At 71.6% G+C, this 16,085-nt stretch carries 18 protein-coding genes; 7 read left to right on the forward strand and 11 right to left on the reverse strand.

What is annotated here, in order from left to right:
* Positions 1 to 3: 3 nt before the first annotated feature.
* On the forward strand, positions 4 to 798 hold the full coding sequence (locus ABZT03_RS14340) for a hypothetical protein (RefSeq protein ID WP_356038356.1): 795 nt from the start codon (positions 4 to 6) through the stop codon (positions 796 to 798).
* 161 nt (positions 799 to 959) lie between these two features.
* On the opposite strand, the gene ABZT03_RS14345 is transcribed toward ABZT03_RS14340, so the two are convergent.
* A complete protein-coding gene (locus tag ABZT03_RS14345) occupies positions 960 to 2,273 on the reverse strand; it encodes an aldolase/citrate lyase family protein (protein ID WP_356038359.1) in 1,314 nt (437 codons plus the stop codon).
* Positions 2,274 to 2,452: 179 nt separating this feature from the next.
* On the opposite strand from ABZT03_RS14345, the gene ABZT03_RS14350 reads away from it, so the two are divergent.
* Positions 2,453 to 3,346 carry an endonuclease/exonuclease/phosphatase family protein gene (locus tag ABZT03_RS14350; RefSeq protein ID WP_356038361.1) on the forward strand — a complete coding sequence of 298 codons (894 nt, stop codon included), beginning with the start codon at positions 2,453 to 2,455 and terminating at the stop codon, positions 3,344 to 3,346.
* 58 nt (positions 3,347 to 3,404) lie between these two features.
* On the opposite strand, the gene ABZT03_RS14355 is transcribed toward ABZT03_RS14350, so the two are convergent.
* From ABZT03_RS14355 to ABZT03_RS14370, 4 genes are all read right to left on the reverse strand, one after another.
* The gene (locus tag ABZT03_RS14355; RefSeq protein WP_356038364.1) at positions 3,405 to 4,367 is read right to left on the reverse strand and encodes an electron transfer flavoprotein subunit alpha/FixB family protein; all 963 of its coding nucleotides are present in this window, start codon (positions 4,365 to 4,367) and stop codon (positions 3,405 to 3,407) included.
* A 50-nt stretch (positions 4,368 to 4,417) separates the two neighbouring features.
* Entirely contained in the window at positions 4,418 to 5,206 is a 789-nt protein-coding gene (locus tag ABZT03_RS14360) for an electron transfer flavoprotein subunit beta/FixA family protein (protein ID WP_356038367.1), read from the reverse strand.
* A gap of 233 nt (positions 5,207 to 5,439) precedes the next feature.
* Entirely contained in the window at positions 5,440 to 5,949 is a 510-nt protein-coding gene (locus tag ABZT03_RS14365; RefSeq protein WP_356038370.1) for a flavin reductase family protein, read from the reverse strand.
* Between the two features lie 328 nt (positions 5,950 to 6,277).
* Positions 6,278 to 6,691, reverse strand: coding sequence for a thioredoxin family protein (locus ABZT03_RS14370; RefSeq protein ID WP_356038373.1), 414 nt, complete (start codon positions 6,689 to 6,691; stop codon positions 6,278 to 6,280).
* 75 nt (positions 6,692 to 6,766) lie between these two features.
* Here ABZT03_RS14370 and ABZT03_RS14375 point away from each other — a divergent pair, with 75 nt between their 5' ends.
* Both ABZT03_RS14375 and ABZT03_RS14380 read left to right on the forward strand, forming a co-directional pair.
* On the forward strand, positions 6,767 to 7,183 hold the full coding sequence (locus tag ABZT03_RS14375) for a DUF4395 domain-containing protein (protein ID WP_356038376.1): 417 nt from the start codon (positions 6,767 to 6,769) through the stop codon (positions 7,181 to 7,183).
* 186 nt (positions 7,184 to 7,369) lie between these two features.
* A complete protein-coding gene (locus tag ABZT03_RS14380) occupies positions 7,370 to 8,098 on the forward strand; it encodes a lysophospholipid acyltransferase family protein (protein ID WP_356038379.1) in 729 nt (242 codons plus the stop codon).
* Between the two features lie 91 nt (positions 8,099 to 8,189).
* Here the strand turns inward: ABZT03_RS14380 and ABZT03_RS14385 are convergent, their stop codons facing one another.
* From ABZT03_RS14385 to ABZT03_RS14400, 4 genes are all read right to left on the reverse strand, one after another.
* Complete coding sequence (locus ABZT03_RS14385; protein ID WP_356038382.1) at positions 8,190 to 8,783, reverse strand: transglutaminase domain-containing protein; 594 nt, start codon at positions 8,781 to 8,783, stop codon at positions 8,190 to 8,192.
* 77 nt (positions 8,784 to 8,860) lie between these two features.
* A complete protein-coding gene (locus ABZT03_RS14390) occupies positions 8,861 to 9,931 on the reverse strand; it encodes a low specificity L-threonine aldolase (protein WP_356038385.1) in 1,071 nt (356 codons plus the stop codon).
* On the reverse strand, positions 9,928 to 10,686 hold the full coding sequence (locus ABZT03_RS14395; RefSeq protein WP_356038387.1) for an SDR family NAD(P)-dependent oxidoreductase: 759 nt from the start codon (positions 10,684 to 10,686) through the stop codon (positions 9,928 to 9,930). The genes ABZT03_RS14390 and ABZT03_RS14395 overlap by 4 nt, the downstream gene beginning before the upstream one ends.
* A gap of 38 nt (positions 10,687 to 10,724) precedes the next feature.
* A complete protein-coding gene (locus ABZT03_RS14400; protein WP_356038390.1) occupies positions 10,725 to 12,122 on the reverse strand; it encodes a DUF6421 family protein in 1,398 nt (465 codons plus the stop codon).
* Positions 12,123 to 12,515: 393 nt separating this feature from the next.
* On the opposite strand from ABZT03_RS14400, the gene ABZT03_RS14405 reads away from it, so the two are divergent.
* Positions 12,516 to 13,199 carry a glycerophosphodiester phosphodiesterase family protein gene (locus tag ABZT03_RS14405; RefSeq protein WP_356038393.1) on the forward strand — a complete coding sequence of 228 codons (684 nt, stop codon included), beginning with the start codon at positions 12,516 to 12,518 and terminating at the stop codon, positions 13,197 to 13,199.
* A gap of 21 nt (positions 13,200 to 13,220) precedes the next feature.
* On the opposite strand, the gene ABZT03_RS14410 is transcribed toward ABZT03_RS14405, so the two are convergent.
* A complete protein-coding gene (locus tag ABZT03_RS14410) occupies positions 13,221 to 13,760 on the reverse strand; it encodes a GNAT family N-acetyltransferase (RefSeq protein ID WP_356038396.1) in 540 nt (179 codons plus the stop codon).
* A 79-nt stretch (positions 13,761 to 13,839) separates the two neighbouring features.
* Here ABZT03_RS14410 and ABZT03_RS14415 point away from each other — a divergent pair, with 79 nt between their 5' ends.
* Positions 13,840 to 14,232 carry a VOC family protein gene (locus tag ABZT03_RS14415; protein ID WP_356038399.1) on the forward strand — a complete coding sequence of 131 codons (393 nt, stop codon included), beginning with the start codon at positions 13,840 to 13,842 and terminating at the stop codon, positions 14,230 to 14,232.
* Between the two features lie 2 nt (positions 14,233 to 14,234).
* Here ABZT03_RS14415 and ABZT03_RS14420 read toward each other — a convergent pair whose 3' ends face one another.
* Positions 14,235 to 15,146, reverse strand: a complete 912-nt coding sequence (locus tag ABZT03_RS14420; RefSeq protein WP_356038402.1) for an N-acetyltransferase — start codon at positions 15,144 to 15,146, stop codon at positions 14,235 to 14,237.
* Between the two features lie 168 nt (positions 15,147 to 15,314).
* On the opposite strand from ABZT03_RS14420, the gene ABZT03_RS14425 reads away from it, so the two are divergent.
* Positions 15,315 to 16,079, forward strand: a complete 765-nt coding sequence (locus tag ABZT03_RS14425; RefSeq protein ID WP_356038405.1) for a VOC family protein — start codon at positions 15,315 to 15,317, stop codon at positions 16,077 to 16,079.
* The last annotated feature ends 6 nt before the right edge of the window (positions 16,080 to 16,085 follow it).

The raw sequence follows: 16,085 nt of genomic DNA on the forward strand, positions 1-16,085 counted from the left end.
GCCGTGACCGGCCGCACGCTGGAGACGCTGGGTCTCGCCGAGGCTCCGCGCGACCATCCGCTGCTCTATCCGGGAGCCTGGCCGCGGGAGTCGGGGGTCCTGCACGGGAACCGGCTGCTGCCCCTGGACGGCCCGGTGCACGAGGGCCGCAGTCCCGTCCTCGCGGTCGGCTCCAACGCCAACCCCGGTCAACTGCGGGACAAAATGGCCGAGTCCGGGATCACTTCGCCGATCCCGATGGTGAGGTCCCGGGTGACGGGCGTCGGTGTGGGCGTGTCCGCACATGTCAGCCGGCTCGGCTACGTGTCGGCGTCCCCGTTCCACGCGCCCGCGTCCGTACGGGAGTTGTTCGTCATCTGGCTCGACGACGAGCAGCTCGCGGTGGTCGACGCGAGCGAGGGGGTGCCGCTGCCCGGCGGCAACTTCGGCCGGGCCTGGCTCCCGGCGTCCGAGGTGCGGATCGAGGCCGCGGACGGTGTGCCGCTCCCAGGGGCGTACGCCTACGTCAACCGCCGCGGTGTCCTGCACGACGGTACCGGCGTCCCCCGAGGCCACCCGGGCCAGCGGGAGTTGCTCTCCGAGCTCCTGCTCGGCTCCGCGCGCTGGCGGGAGCTGTTCGGTGTCACCCCCGAGGAGTTCTGCGCCCGGGCCCGCGCCGACCACCGGCTGTGCGAGCGTGGGACGCGGCTGTTCGCCGACGAGGGCCGGGTGACGGCGTCGGGGTTTGAGGGGTACGTGACGGTCCGGCACGGCGAGAGTCCGTCGTCGGGCGCGTCCGCGTCGCCGCCCCAGCCCTGACCCGCCCGGGGCCGACCGGGTCTGCGTCTCGCCCGGATGCGACGCGCGGCGGGGAGGGGCGGAACGGCGTTTTCTCGCCCCGCCGCCCCTACCCGTCCCGTCCTTCAGGGGCTCCGCCCCTGTGCCCCGCTCCTCAAACGCCGGAGGGGCTGATTACCTTCTCACGCGCCGGACGGGCTGGGCCGTGTCAGGGCCGCTCGTCGGGGGGAGGCGAAGGTTTCCAGGTCGGCGCGGGTCAGGCCGCTCAGGCGGGCCACCTCGGCGATGTCGAGGGCACCGCAGTCCAGGCCGCGCAGCAGGTAGCCGCCGAGCGCCTTGGCGGTGGCGGGCTCGTCCATGACGTCGCCGGCGGTGCGGTTGGCGTAGCGGGAGAGGCGGGCGGCGGCTTGGGCGAAGCCCTCGCGGTAGAAGGCGAAGACGGCCGCGTAGCGGGTGGGGAGGTGGCCGGGGTGCATGTCCCAGCCCTGGTAGTACGCGCGGGCCAGGGCACGTCGGGTGAGGCCGTAGTGCAGGCGCCAGGCGTCGTGGACCTTCTCCGTGGGCCCCACCGGCAGGACGTTGGTCGAGCCGTCCGAGACGCGCACGCCGGTGCCGGCCGCCGCGACCTGCATCACCGCCTTGGCGTGGTCGGCGGCCGGGTGGTCGCTCGCCTGGTGGGCGGCGGAGACGCCGAGGCAGGCGCTGTAGTCGAAGGTGCCGTAGTGCAGGCCGGTGGCACGGCCCTGTGCGGCCTGGATCATGCGGGCGACCGTGGCGGTGCCGTCGGCGGCCAGAACGGACTGGCTGGTCTCGATCTGGATCTCGAAGCCGATCCGGCCGGGGTCGAGGCCGCGCGCCTTCTCGAACTCCGCCAGGAGCCGCACCATGGCGGTGACCTGCTCGGCGTAGGTCACCTTGGGCAGCGTGAGGACCAGGCCCGCGGGCAGGCCGCCGGCCTCCGTGAGGCCGGTGAGGAAGACGTCGAGCGTGCGGATGCCCCGTTCGCGCACGGGGGCCTCCATGCACTTCATGCGGATGCCCATGTACGGCGCCGCCGTGCCGTCGGCGCAGGCCGCGGCGATCAGCCTGGCAGCGCGGGCGGCCGCCGCGTCCTCCTCGGCGTCGGGCCGGCTGCCGTAGCCGTCCTCGAAGTCGACCCGCAGGTCCTCCACCGGCTCGCGTTCCAGCTTGGCGCGGACGCGGTCGTACACCGGGCCCGCGAGTTCGACCGACAGTCCGAGCACCGCGGCGAAGGAGGCGGCGTCGGGGGCGTGTTCGTCGAGCGCGGCGAGAGCCTGGTCGCCCCAGGAGCGCACGGTGTCGGCGCTGAAGACGTCGGCGGGGACGTAGACGGTGTGGACGGGCTGGCGGGTGCCGGGGTCTCCCGGGTAGCGGCGCTCCAGTTCGGCGTCGACCGGCGCGAGGGAGGCGCTGATCTCCTCGCTCACGGCGCCCGCGAGGCTCGTCGCGACCTTCTCCTGCTGGCCCTGACCCATCCCACACCCTCCAATTTTCCGCTCTACGGAATCAACAATCCGTAGAACGAAGCTATCCGGGGAGCTTCCCGCGGGTCAACACCCGTCCACGGCCAGGCCCGTCCGTCACTCGCTTCCCCACGCCGTCTTCCGCCCGACCGGGCACAGCCCCCATCCTGGCTCGTGAGGGAGGGATGCGTGTGACGGACGTGAGCCGGGTGACCCGCCGCGCGGGCCTGCGGACGGCGGTGGCCGCCGCGTTGACCCTCCCCCTGTTCAGCACCGCTTCCGCCTCCGCGCTGCGCGGTCGCAGTCGGCGGCTGGAGGTGATGAGCTTCAACCTCCGCTACGCCGCCGCCACCGAACCCCACAGCTGGGCCGTCCGCCGCCCGGTGATGCGCGAACTGCTGCGCCGCGCGGCCCCGGCGGTCCTCGGCACCCAGGAGGGCCTCTACCACCAGCTGCGGGACATCGGGTCCGACCTCGGCGGGCACTACGACTGGATCGGCACCGGCCGCGCGGGCGGCAGCCGCGACGAGTTCATGGCGGTCTTCTACGACACCCGCCGCCTCGCCCCCGCCGAGTACGACCACTTCTGGCTCTCCGACACCCCCGAGGTGATCGGCTCGAACACCTGGGGCGGCTCGAACATCCGCATGGTCACCTGGGTGCGCTTCCGCGATCTGCGGGACGGGGAGCGGGAGTTCTACCTGCTGAACACCCACCTGGACAGCGGCAGCCAGAACGCCCGCGTGCGTTCGGTGCCCCTGATCGCCGAGCGGACGGCTCGGCTGGACCCGGCCCTGCCGCTGCTGGTCACCGGTGATTTCAACGTCCCGGCCCACGGCGACGCCGTCTACGACGCGATGCTGGGCACCGGCCTGGTCGACACCTGGGACGCGGCGGCCGAGCGGGGGCCGCTGTACGGGACCTTCCACGGCTACCGGCCGCTCGTCCCGGACGGGGACCGCATCGACTGGATCCTGGCCGCGCCGGGGGTGACGGTGCACGACGCGCGGGTGAACACCTTCTCGCGGGACGGGCAGTTCCCGAGCGACCACCTGCCCGTTCAGGCGTCGCTCACCCTGCGCTGAGCATGCGCGAGGCCCCCGCGACCGTGGTGGTCGCGGGGGCCTCCCACGTCGGTGGTGATCAGCCCTTGCGGGTCTTGATCTCCTCGGTGAGCTGCGGGACGACGTCGAAGAGGTCGCCGACCACGCCGTAGTCGACGAGGTCGAAGATCGGGGCCTCGGCGTCCTTGTTGACGGCCACGATGGTCTTCGAGGTCTGCATGCCGGCGCGGTGCTGGATGGCGCCGGAGATGCCGTTGGCGATGTACAGCTGCGGGGAGACGGCCTTGCCGGTCTGGCCGACCTGGTTGGTGTGCGGGTACCAGCCGGCGTCCACCGCGGCACGCGAGGCGCCGACGGCCGCGCCGAGGGAGTCGGCGAGGGCCTCGATGATCGCGAAGTTGTCGGCACCGTTGACACCGCGGCCGCCGGAGACCACGATCGCGGCCTCGGTCAGCTCCGGACGGCCGGTCGACTCGCGCGGGGTGCGGCTGGTGACCTTGGTGCCGGTGGCCTGCGCCGAGAAGGTGACGTCGAGGGCCTCGACCGTGCCGGCGGCCGGGGCGGTCTCGACGGCGGCGCTGTTGGGCTTGACCGTGATGACCGGGGTGCCCTTGGCGACCCGGGTCCTGGTGGTGAAGGACGCGGCGAACACCGACTGGGTGGCCACCGGGCCCTCGTCGCCCGCCTCCAGGTCGACGGCGTCGGTGATGATGCCGGAACCGATGCGCAGCGCGAGCCGGGCGGCGACCTCCTTGCCCTCCGTGGAGGAGGGCACCAGCACGGCGGCCGGGGAGACGGCGGCGACGGCTGCCTGGAGCGCGTCCACCTTCGGTACGACGAGGTAGTCGGCGTACTCCGGGGCGTCGTGGGTGAGGACCTTGACCGCGCCGTGCTCGGCGAGGGCGGCGGCGGTGTCGGCGGCGCCGTTGCCCAGGGCGACGGCGACGGGCTCGCCGATGCGGCGGGCCAGCGTCAGCAGCTCCAGGGTGGGCTTGCGGACGGCGCCGTCCACGTGGTCGACGTAGACGAGAACTTCAGCCATGGGAATGATCTCCTGCGAAACGAAGGTGAGGGGCGGTCGGCGGGTCGGGCTCAGATGAACTTCTGGCCCGCGAGGTACTCGGCGAGCTGCTTGCCGCCCTCGCCCTCGTCCTTGACGATCGTGCCGGCCGTACGGGCCGGACGGGCTGCCGCGGCGTCGACCGCGGTCCAGGCACCCTCCAGGCCGACCTCGTCCGCCTCGAGGTCGAGGTCGGAGAGGTCCCAGGACTCCACCGGCTTCTTCTTGGCCGCCATGATGCCCTTGAAGGACGGGTAGCGGGCCTCACCCGACTGGTCGGTGACCGACACCACGGCGGGCAGCGAGGCCTCCAGCTGCTCGGACGCGCTGTCGCCGTCGCGGCGGCCCTTGACCGTGCCGCCGTCGACCGACACCTCGGACAGGAGCGTCACCTGCGGGACACCCAGGCGCTCCGCGAGGAGCGCCGGCACCACGCCCATGGTGCCGTCGGTGGAGGCCATGCCGGAGATCACCAGGTCGTAGCCGGCCTTCTCGACGGCCTTCGCCAGCACGAGCGAGGTGCCGATCGCGTCGGTGCCGTGCAGATCGTCGTCCTCGACGTGGATCGCCTTGTCCGCGCCCATCGACAGCGCCTTGCGCAGTGCGTCCTTGGCGTCCTCGGGACCCACCGTCAGGACGGTGATCTCCACGTCGTCGTCGGAGTTCTCCGAGATCTGCAGCGCCTGCTCGACCGCGTACTCGTCCAGCTCGGAGAGCAGACCGTCGACGTCGTCCCGGTCGACGGTCAGGTCATCGGCGAAGTGCCGGTCGCCGGTGGCGTCGGGCACGTACTTCACAGTGACAACGATCCTCAAGCTCACGCCGGCTCTCCTACTGCATCGTCATTTTTCGGCTGCCTCTTGCAGGCAGCATAGGCGCCTCAAGCGGCCGATCCCGGTCGGGGCGGCCTGCGCTCCGACCGGAATATTACTCGTCAGTACACCCAGATCCTGCCCGCTAAGCAAGCGCTTTGAACTGTGACCTGTGCAACGCAGCGTAATCGGAACCCGGCCGTCTCGCAGAGTGGCGAGTTCCCGGCGAGACGGCCCGCGGGTCAGTCCCGCAGGCCGTTGAACCGCCCCTGGTGATAGAGGAGCGGGCGCCCCGGTCCGGCAGGGTCGCCGACCACCACCTCGGCCACCACGATGCGGTGGTTCCCGGCCGGCACCCGCCCCACCACGCGGCACACCAGCCAGGCGAGGACGCCGTCGAGGACGGGGACGCCCTCCGGACCCTCGCGCCAGGCGGTGGGCGCCCCGAAGCGGTCCGCGCCGCTGCGGGCGAAGACGCCGGCCAGGTCCTGCTGGTGCTCGCCGAGTATGTGGACGCCCACATGCTCGGCGCCGGAGATCGCCGGCCAGCTGGAGGCGCCGGTACTGATGCCGAAGGAGAGCAGCGGGGGCTCGGCGGAGACGGAGGTGAGGGAGGTGGCGGTGAAGCCGACGGGGCCGGAGTCACCGGCGGCGGTGATCACGGCGACTCCCGCCGCGTGCCGCCGGAAGACGGAGCGCAACAGGTCGGGAGAGGCGAGCTGGGGGGTGCCGAGGCCGGGCGTGGCCGTCATGGACTTGTCCTTCTGCGGGAGGTGACGAGCTGGTCCGTGGCTGCTCAACAGCCCGGACAGCGCGCGCTCGCGGTGCGGGCCAGGTCGACGTGGACCCGTCCGACGAGAAGGAGTGGTGAAGGCATAAGGTCAGGCTGACGATACGTGGTGCGCACAGTCAAGTACGTTCCGGGATATGGGAGCTGCCTCACCGTCGGCTCACCCGCCCGTCGGGGCGTCGCCGTCGAGGACGCTTGCGCCGTTTCCGGTACGCGACCCTGTCCTGTTTCCCGTGAGTGCGCCCCGCCCCCTGTCGTACGGAGCCTTCCGGCGTATCCCGTACGCGTCGTCACACCGCCTCCCCCAGCGCGGCGATGACGTCGGCGCGGCGCGGCTGCCCGGTCGCCCGCCGCACGACCCGGCCGTCGGCGTCGAGGACCAGCACGGTCGGGGTCTTGAGGATGTCGAGCTCGCGGACGAGATCGAGGTGGTCCTCGGCGTCGAGTTCGACGTGGGTCACGCCGGGCACCATGCCGGCCACCTCGCCGAGGACCCGCCGGGTCGCCCGGCAGGGCGCGCAGAAGGCGCTGGAGAACTGGACGAGCGTCGCCCGCTCCCCCAGGTCCCGGCCCAACTCCGCCGCGCCCAGCCGCTTGCCGTCGTCCCGCCCGCGCACCCGTATCCTCCCGCTCCGCCGCCGGTGCAGCACTCCGTAGGCGCTCGCCAGCGCGAGCACCACCCCACACACCACCAGTCCGGTCATCAGCCGCTCCAGCGTTCACGAGACTGCAAAGATTCCCGGCCGCCCGAAGACGTACTCATGCGGAATGCTTGATTCATGGACATCGATGTGAGGGGTCCGCGCTTCGGGGCGGCTCTGACGGCCCTGGTGCTGGCCCTCGTGCTGATCACGGGAAGTGCCTGGCTGCTGGCCTGGCAGACTCTGGCCTTCGCGCTCGGCGCGGCGGGCGGGGTCGGCCGCTCGCCCTACGGATGGCTGTTCCGCACCGCGGTACGCCCCCGGATCGGGCCGCCGACGGAGTTCGAGTCGCCCGAACCCCCGCGGTTCGCGCAGGCGGTGGGGCTCGCCTTCGCCGGCCTCGGACTGGTGGGTCTCACGCTGGGGCCCGGCTGGCTGGGACTCGCCGCCACCGGTGCCGCGCTCGCGGCCGCGTTCCTCAATGCCGCTTTCGGGTACTGCCTGGGTTGCGAGATGTACCTGCTCATGCGTCGGATGACGGTACGCGCCGAGTAAAGGCGGCGTAAAAGCCCGAGGTGGATCACTGGCCGACGTGACGAGAATCTCGCCGTTCCCGGGTGACAGGACTGGCTCCCCGCCCGTTCTTCGGGCACGATCTGCGAGATGCCGTAAACCTACGGCTGCGTAACTTTTCACTCGGGGGCACCACCCCGGGCAGAGAAGGAAGGGCCCACTCCCTCCATGGCAGAGCTTGTCTACCGTCCCGTCGTCGGTCTCGCCCGCACGTTGTTCAAGGCGTGGGACCTCAAGATCGACCTCAAGGGCTCGGAGAACATCCCGCGCTCGGGCGGAGCCGTGCTGGTGAGCAACCACATCAGCTATCTGGACTTCATCTTCGACGGGTTGGCCGCGCTTCCGCAGAAACGTCTCGTTCGCTTCATGGCGAAGGAGGCCGTCTTCCGGCACAGGATCTCGGGCCCGCTGATGCGCGGAATGAAGCACATCCCGGTGGACCGCACGCAGGGCGAGACGGCCTACGCACGCGCCCTGGAGTCGCTGCGGTCCGGCGAGATCATCGGTGTGTTCCCCGAGGCCACGATCTCGCCCTCGTTCACGCTCAAGAGCTTCAAGTCCGGTGCCGCGCGCCTGGCCCAGGAGGCGGGCGTCCCGCTGGTCCCGATGGCGGTGTGGGGCACGCAGCGGCTGTGGACCAAGGGCCGGCCGCGCAACTTCAAGCGCAGCCACATCCCGGTCACCATCCGCGTGGGTGAGGCGATCGAGGCCTCCCGCGACAAGTACGCGGGCGTGATCACCCGGCAGTTGCGCGAGCGCGTGCAGGAACTCCTGGAAGCCGCGCAGCGCGCCTACCCGGTGCACCCCAAGGACGCCGACGACACCTGGTGGATGCCGGCCCACCTCGGCGGTACGGCACCGACACCGGAGCAGGTCCGCGAGGCCGAGGCCCGCTGACGTACGCGGAGTGGGGGCGGCCGGCATGAGGCCGCGCCCCGACACAGCTGCGCACTTGGCCGAGTCGGCGCCCGGTACCCCCCAGCCGTCCTCACAGGTCGGCGGGAAGCGTCTTCCAGAGGTGCGGCCGGTCGGGCGCGGCCCGGAGCACCTTCAGCACGACCGGGTGGGGTTCGGCGTACAGGACCGGGTGGTCCCGCTCACCGGAGGCGGGCTCCGGCGTCCAGGCCAGCCGCTCCCCGTCGAGGGAGAAACGGGCGTCCACGCCCGCTCTGTTGCCGCGCGGGTCCTGCCGGTGCCATGACCCGTCGAAGCGCACCGCGACCAGTCCGTGCAGGACATGGCCGCTGCCGTCGTCGTGCGCCAGGCGCTGGTAGCAGAACGCGGTGGGGATGTCCTCCGCGCGCAGCAGCGCGGCCAGCGCGTGGGCCTTGGCGAAGCAGATGCCGGTGCGCCGCTCCAGGACGTCCGAGGCACGCCAGGTGACCCGCGGGTCACCGCTGTCGGCGGAGTGCGGGATCGTGTCGCGCACGAACTCGAAGGCAGAGCGTGCATAGTCATACGAGTCCTGCGCGCAGCCGGCGAGTCGGGCGGCCGCCTCCCGGACCACTGGATGGTCATGGTCGATGACCTCGTCGGCGGCCAGATAGGCGGACAGGTCGGGTGTGTCCTGGATCAGCTCCATGGCCGTAGAGCATAGGAAAGCGGTCACTCGAGAGTCAATGACTTTTCGAGTGACCGCATACCTATGCACACTGTCGGCTAGTGGGCCATCTCTTCCTTGAGGGCGGCCACGAACGTGTCGACGTCGTCCTCGGTGGTGTCGAACGCGCACATCCAGCGGACGTCGCCGGCGGCCTCGTCCCAGAAGTAGAAGCGGAACCGCTTCTGCAGGCGCTCGCTCACGTCGTGCGGCAGACGCGCGAACACGGCGTTGGACTGCACCGGGTGGAGGATCTCGACGCCGTGCACGGCGCGGACGCCCTCGGCCAGCCGCTGGGCCATCTCGTTGGCGTGGCGGGCGTTGCGCAGCCACAGGTCCCTGGCGAGCAGGGCCTCCAACTGCACCGACACGAAACGCATCTTGGAGGCGAGCTGCATGGACAGCTTGCGCAGGTGCTTCATGTGCCGGACGCCGTCCTGGTCGATCACCACGACGGCCTCACCGAACAGCGCGCCGTTCTTCGTCCCGCCCAGGGAGAGGATGTCGACGCCGGCCGCGTTGGTGAACGTGCGCATCGGCACGTTCAGGGAGGCGGCCGCGTTCGATATCCGGGAGCCGTCGAGGTGCACCTTCATGCCGCGGGCGTGCGCGTGGTCGCAGATCGCGCGGATCTCGTCCGGGGTGTAGAGGGTGCCCAGCTCCGTGCTCTGGGTGATCGAGACCACCTGCGGCATCGCGCGGTGCTCGTCCTCCCAGCCCCAGGCCTGCCGGTCGATCAGCTCGGGGGTGAGCTTGCCGTCCGGCGTGGGCACGGTGAGCAGCTTCAGTCCGCCCATGCGCTCGGGGGCGCCGCCCTCGTCGACGTTGATGTGCGCGCTCTCCGCGCAGATCACCGCACCCCAGCGGTCGGTGACCGCCTGGAGCGCCACGACGTTGGCGCCGGTGCCGTTGAACACCGGGAACGCCTCGGCCGTGGCCCCGAAGTGGCTGCGGATGATCTGCTGCAGGTTGCCGGTGTAGTCGTCCTCGCCGTAGGCGACCTGGTGCCCGCCGTTGGCCAGGGCCAGGGCGGCGAGCACCTCCGGGTGGGCCCCGGCGTAGTTGTCGCTGGCGAAGCCGCGCAGGCCCGGGTCGTGGTGACGCCGGGCGTCGGTCCTGGGAGGGTTCACGGCTTCTCGGTCAGCCACAGACGGTTTCCGTTCACTTCGGCCGCGGACTTCGCCCAGACGTCGACGATGGCCTCGGCCAGGTCCTTGACGTCGGTGAAGCCCGCGAATTTGGCGTTGGGGCGCTCGGCACGCATCGCGTCGTGCACCAGCGCCTTCACCACCAGGATCGCAGCCGCGGACGTCGCCCCGTCGGCACCCTCGGAGATCCCCGCCTTGCGGAAGTAGTCGGCGAGGGCGAGCGTCCAGGCCTCGGCGGCGGCCTTCGCGGCGGAGTAGGCGGCGTTCCCGGCGGTCGGGTGGCTCGCGCCCGCCGCGCTGATCAGGACGTAACGGCCGCGGTCGCTGCGCTGCAACGCCTCGTGGAAGGCGAGGGAGGTGTGCTGCACGGTGCGGATGAGCAGCATCTCCAGCAGGTCCCAGTCGTGCAGGTTGGTCTTGGCGAAGGTCTCGCTGCCGCGCCAGCCGCCGACGAGGTGGACCACGCCGTCGACGCGGCCGAACTCCTTCTCCACGCGGACCGCCCAGTCACGGGTCGAGTCCAGGTCCAGCAGGTCCACCGTCTCGCCGACCACGGTGGCACCGCCGTGCCCGTAGCGGGCGGCGTCCACGGCCTCGGCCAGCCGCTCGGGATCGTTGTCCGCGCCGACGACGGTCGCGCCCGCCTCCGCGAGCCGGACGATCGCCGCCCGTCCCGCGGGTCCGCCCGCGCCGGCCACCGCGATCACCGCACCGCTGAGAGCCCCGTTCCCCACCATGTTCCTCGCCTCCTGAGCAGTGTTCTGTGCGCGGTCGCTCACGCGGCGACCGGTTCGGCGCTCTCCGCGGTGATGCCCCGAGTGGAGGCGATCACGTTCTTCAGCTTCTTGGAGAGTGCTTCATAGAACATGCTCAGCGGAAACTCGTCGGGAAGCACGTCGTCCACGAGTTTCCGCGGCGGCAGGCTCAGGTCGAGGGCGTCGGGACCCTTGGCCCAGCGGGAGCCGGGGTGCGGGGCGAGGTAGGTGGCGACGAGCTCGTAGCCGGCGAACCAGTGGACGAGCTTGGGCCGGTCGATGCCGTCGCGGTAGAGCCGCTCGATGTCGGCGCACAGCTGGTTGGTGACCTGCGGAGCGCGCTGCCAGTCGATGTGCAGCTTGTTGTCGGTCCAGCGGACGACGTCGTGCTTGTGCAGGTAGGCGAAGAGGAGCTGGCCGCCCAGGCCGTCGTAGTTGCGCACGCGGTCGCCGGTGACCGGGAAGCGGAACATGCGGTCGAAGAGCACCGCGTACTGCACGTCACGGGCCTGCGGGACGCCGTCCTCGGCCAGCTTCACGGCCTCCTTGAAGGCGGTGAGGTCGCAGCGCAGCTCTTCGAGGCCGTACATCCAGAACGGCTGGCGCTGCTTGATCATGAACGGGTCGAAGGGCAGGTCGCCGTGGCTGTGGGTGCGGTCGTGGACCATGTCCCACAGGACGAACGCCTCCTCGCAGCGCTTCTGGTCGTGGACCATCGCGGCGACGTCCTCGGGCAGCTGAAGGCCCAGGACGTCCACGGCGGCGTCGGTGACCCGGCGGAAGCGGGCCGCCTCGCGGTCGCAGAAGATGCCGCCCCAGGTGAAACGCTCGGGCGCCTCGCGCACGGCGATCGTCTCGGGGAAGAGGACGGCCGAGTTGGTGTCGTAGCCGGCCGTGAAGTCCTCGAAGGTGATCCCGCAGAACAGCGGGTTGTCGTAGCGGGTGCGCTCCAGCTCGGCCAGCCACTGGGGCCAGACCATCCGCAGGACGACCGCTTCGAGGTTGCGGTCCGGGTTGCCGTTCTGCGTGTACATCGGGAAGAGGACGAGATGCTGGAGGCCGTCCTCGCGGTGCAGGGCGGGCTGGAAGGCCAGCAGCGAGTCGAGGAAGTCGGGCACCTCGAAACCGTCGTCGACCCAGCGGCGCAGGTCCTTGGCGAGGGCCTCATGGTAGGCGGCGTCGTGCGGAAGCAGCGGGGAGAGCTCCTCGACGGCCTGTACGACACGTTGTACGGCGCGCTCGGCGTCCGCCCGGGCGGGGGCGCCCTCGGCCTCGAAGTCTATGGACCCGTCCTTGGACTGCCATGGCCGGATCTGCTCCACGGCATCCTTGAGCACGGGCCAGGCAGGGTGCTCCACCATCCTGGCCGCGGGAGGAATGCGTCCCTCCGAACCCACCTGCGCAAGAATTTCCGTCATGTCCCATCCTTCACGGGAGAAGCTAGCGTGTGGAGACCGTATACACACGAGCTTCCTTCCAGCAAGTGGAGGCCCGGGAAATTATCCTGCATAGCGAGGTTGTCACCTCACTTTTTCCTGCCTGAAACCACCGGTGTCCCTACCCAGGCCCCGCCCGGTCACACGCGAGGCCGCCCCCGAAGGCGGCAACCGGTCAATGCGGGCGGGACTCGCCCACCGCCGGGTGACGGCCTCGCGCCGTGCCGGGCAGGTCGGCACGCCCGCCGGGCGGATCGCCGGTGTACGCGCGGGTTCATCGGGGGACGTGGCCGTTAGGCTGCGGCTCTGTTCGCGCGGCCGTCCGCCACGGTCGCGCGTGCGACCGAGCCGCCGTCGACGGAAGCGAGTTGTACCTTGAACTTCCTTACCATCGGTCATCGCGGAGTCATGGGCCTGGAGCCCGAGAACACCCTCCGTTCCTTCGTCGCCGCCCAGCAGGCCGGCCTCGACGTCATCGAACTCGATCTGCACCTGAGCAAGGACGGCGCTCTCGTCGTCATGCACGACGCGGACGTGGACCGCACGACCGACGGCACCGGCCCGATCGCCGAGAAGACCCTCGCCGAACTGCGCGCCCTGGACGCGGGGCACGGCGAACGCGTCCCGGTCTTCGATGAGGTCCTGGACGGTGTGCGTTCGCCGCTCCAGGCCGAGATCAAGGACGTGGCGGCGGCCCGCGCGCTGGCCGAGGTCATGGTCCGGCGGGACCTGGTCTCCCGGGTGGAGGTGTCCTCCTTCCACGACGAGGCGATCGCCGAGATCGCCCGCCTGGTGCCCGGTGTCCGGACCGCTCTGATCGGCAGCCGCTTCGGCCCCGACATCGTGGACCGCGCCGTCGAGGCGGGCGCCGCGACCGTGTGCCTGAACATCCGCCGGCTGACCCTGGAGGTCGTCGAGCACGCGCGGAAGGCGGACCTCAAGATCATCGGCTGGGTGGTGAACACGCAGGACCAGCTGCGTCTCGTCCGTGCCCTGGAGCTGGACGGCGCGACCACCGACTACCCGGAGATCAAACGCACCGGCCGCTTCACGGCGTGAGGCCGGTGCGGGCCGCGCAGGTCAGGCGAGTTCCTTGACCAGGAGCTCGAACTGCAGGTCGTCGCGCTGCGGAACGCCGAAGCGCTCGTCGCCGTACGGGAACGGGGTCATCCGGCCCGTACGGCGGTAGCCGCGCCGCTCGTACCAGGCGATGAGGTCCTCGCGCACGGAGATCACGGTCATGTGCATCTCCGTGACGCCCCAGCTCTCCCGGGCGGCCCGCTCGGCCTCGGCGATGATGACCTTGCCGAGGCCGGCGCCCTGGAGGGCCGGGCTGACCGCGAACATCCCGAAGTAGGCGTGCTCGCCGCGGTGTTCGAGCTGGCAGCAGGCGACGATCCGCCCGTCGCGCTCGACGGTCAGCAGTCGGCTGTCGGGCGACTTGACGACGGCCCGCACACCCTCGGGGTCGGTCCGCTGTCCTTCCAGGATGTCCGCCTCGGTGGTCCATCCCGCCCGGCTGTCGTCCCCGCGGTAGGCCGACTCGATCAACGCGACCAGGGCGTCCACGTCGGCGTCGACGGCGTCACGGAAGGTCAGTCCGGTGGCGGTGGTGTCCATGGGGGGTGGCTCCGATCTGCGGCACGGCTCGGCACGGATGAGGGTAGCGCCGCACCATGAGGCCCTAAGCTCCGGGTGCATGGTCCACGTACTGAGCGGCAGGATCCTGCTCCGCCCCACCGACCCCGCGCGTTCCCACGCCTTCTACGGCCGACAGCTGGGCCTCGCCGTCCACCGCGAGTTCGGCACCGGGCCCGAGCGCGGGATCGTCTACTTCCTCGGCGGCGGTTTCCTGGAGGTGTCCGGACGGTCCGAGACCCCGCCGTCCCCGGCCCTGCGGCTGTGGCTCCAGGTCGAGGACGTCACCGCGGCGCAGGACGAACTGATCGACCGGGGCGTACCGATCGTGCGGCCGCCGCTGCGGGAGCCCTGGGGGCTGATCGAGATGTGGATCGCCGATCCCGACGGCACGCGGATCGTCCTCGTGGAGATCCCGCCGGACCACCCGCTGCGTTACCGGCCTGGGATCTGAGGTCACCGGGGGCGGTGCTCCCAGCCGCGGTCGGTACGCGTCAGCTCCCGGAAGCCGGCGGCGCGCAGGACGTCGACGGCGGCGCTGTCGGCGGCCTTCTCGTAGGCGAGGAGCCGGTCGGTGCCGCTCAGCCGCAGCCAGTCGGCGGCGTGGCCCAGCAGGCGGTGCTCCCAGCCCGCACCGGCGGCCGGGGTGACGTGCAGATTGCCGATGTCGGCAAGTCCCGGGGCGCGTGTATGCCGTTCGGGCCGCGCGAGTGCCGTGTCCACCTCGACGAAGCCGAGGACGCGTCGCCGCTCGTACGCCGTGAAGCGGGTTCCGCACTCCCCCAGGGTGCGCTCGAAGGTCACGCCGGGGCGGGTTTCGGGCCGGGGCAGGTCCTCCACGCGCGCGATGAGCAGCACCTCCGTGCCGCCGGTGTGCCGGAAGCCCGCGCGGTCGTACACGGCGCGGATGTGCGGCCAGGGACGCGGGAGTCCGTACACGGCCGGGGCCGGCAGGGCACCCTCGGCGTAGCGCACCCGCACCCGCCAGCGGGCCAGCCGCGCCAGACAGGCGCTCATCAGCAGGTCGGCCGCCTCCCCGGCGTCCGACCGGGAGGACGCCTCGGGGCGGCTCACGAACCATTCGACCGTGCCCGCGTCCCGGTAGTGGTCGCCGACCTCGGGGCCGGAGCGGTAGCGCAGCAGATGGGCGGCGGCGACGACGGTTCCACGCTGTTCGGCGACGAGCGTCGCCCGCTCGCTCACCCACGGATCCGTGACGAACTCCGCCGGCTGCCGTTCCAGGCCGCTGAGCACGGTGTTCGTCGAGACCAGGACTCCGGGGATGACGGCGGCCACGTGCAGGTTGACCAACTCGGTGAGCTGGTCGCGGTCGGCGCGGTGGAAGGGGCGCACCTCGAGCGCGGACATGCGGGACCTCCGGAGGCAGGGAGTTGAACCGGGAGGCCGCCATGCGATGCGGTACGGGTCGAGCGTACGGCGAGGTCGTGGCCGGGGGCGAGGGGCGTGCGCCGGATGGCCCTCGCCTGTGCCGGGGACTAGCGTGCTGGAGGGGGCCGTGCCTGCGGAAGGAACGCCATGAAGCTTGAGAAGCCGGTCTACGGCGGGCCCTGCTGGACCGAGCTGGGGACCAGCGACGTGGCGGCGGCCAAGGGGTTCTACGCGGAGCTGTTCGGCTGGCGCCCCGAGACGGACCCGCGCCAGGAGGCGGGGGGTTACACCGTCGCGCACCTGGGGGACGCGGCCGTCGCCGCGCTGTCCCCGCTGTACCAGGAGACGCAGCCGGTGGCGTGGAACGTGTCCTTCGCGGTGCCGGACGCGGACACCGCCGCGCGCGAGGTGACCGGTGCGGGCGGCACGGTGCTGGTCGGACCGATGGACGTGTTCGACGCGGGCCGGTTCACGGTGGCGCTCGATCCGGGCGGCGCCGCCTTCCAGATGTGGCAGGCGCGCGCCTTCCCGGGCGCCGGCCTGTTCAACGCGCCCGGCGCGCTCGGCTGGGTGGAGCTGATGACGCGGGCCCCCGAGCGGGCCACGGCCTTCTACACGACGGTGTTCGGCTGGAGCGTCAACTCCTCGGCGCACTACACCCAGTGGGGCATCGAGGGCGCCGACTTCGGCGGCATGGTGACGATGGACGACAAGTTCCCGCCCGAGGTGGCGCCGCACTGGCTGCCGTACTTCGCCGCCGCGGACGTGGACGCCCTCTCGGGTGTGGCAGCCGGCGCGGGCGGCACCGTCCTGATGGAGCCGACCTCCGTGCCCGACGGACCCCGCATCGCGGTACTGCGCGATCCGCAGGGCGCGGTGTTCGGCGTGTACCGGGCGGGCGACGAGCGGTGACCGGGG

The organism is Streptomyces sp. NPDC005574 (genome assembly GCF_040605435.1).
Taxonomy (GTDB): domain Bacteria; phylum Actinomycetota; class Actinomycetes; order Streptomycetales; family Streptomycetaceae; genus Streptomyces.

Coding starts and splice junctions, on each gene's coding strand:
- ABZT03_RS14410 (WP_356038396.1), bottom strand. CDS start 13,760: ATGGACACCACCGCCACCGGACTGACCTTCCGTGACGCCGTCGACGCC.
- ABZT03_RS14380 (WP_356038379.1), top strand. CDS start 7,370: ATGGCAGAGCTTGTCTACCGTCCCGTCGTCGGTCTCGCCCGCACGTTG.
- ABZT03_RS14425 (WP_356038405.1), top strand. CDS start 15,315: ATGAAGCTTGAGAAGCCGGTCTACGGCGGGCCCTGCTGGACCGAGCTG.
- ABZT03_RS14400 (WP_356038390.1), bottom strand. CDS start 12,122: ATGACGGAAATTCTTGCGCAGGTGGGTTCGGAGGGACGCATTCCTCCC.
- ABZT03_RS14365 (WP_356038370.1), bottom strand. CDS start 5,949: ATGACGGCCACGCCCGGCCTCGGCACCCCCCAGCTCGCCTCTCCCGAC.
- ABZT03_RS14395 (WP_356038387.1), bottom strand. CDS start 10,686: ATGGTGGGGAACGGGGCTCTCAGCGGTGCGGTGATCGCGGTGGCCGGC.
- ABZT03_RS14375 (WP_356038376.1), top strand. CDS start 6,767: ATGGACATCGATGTGAGGGGTCCGCGCTTCGGGGCGGCTCTGACGGCC.
- ABZT03_RS14345 (WP_356038359.1), bottom strand. CDS start 2,273: ATGGGTCAGGGCCAGCAGGAGAAGGTCGCGACGAGCCTCGCGGGCGCC.
- ABZT03_RS14415 (WP_356038399.1), top strand. CDS start 13,840: ATGGTCCACGTACTGAGCGGCAGGATCCTGCTCCGCCCCACCGACCCC.
- ABZT03_RS14355 (WP_356038364.1), bottom strand. CDS start 4,367: ATGGCTGAAGTTCTCGTCTACGTCGACCACGTGGACGGCGCCGTCCGC.
- ABZT03_RS14385 (WP_356038382.1), bottom strand. CDS start 8,783: ATGGAGCTGATCCAGGACACACCCGACCTGTCCGCCTATCTGGCCGCC.
- ABZT03_RS14420 (WP_356038402.1), bottom strand. CDS start 15,146: ATGTCCGCGCTCGAGGTGCGCCCCTTCCACCGCGCCGACCGCGACCAG.
- ABZT03_RS14370 (WP_356038373.1), bottom strand. CDS start 6,691: ATGACCGGACTGGTGGTGTGTGGGGTGGTGCTCGCGCTGGCGAGCGCC.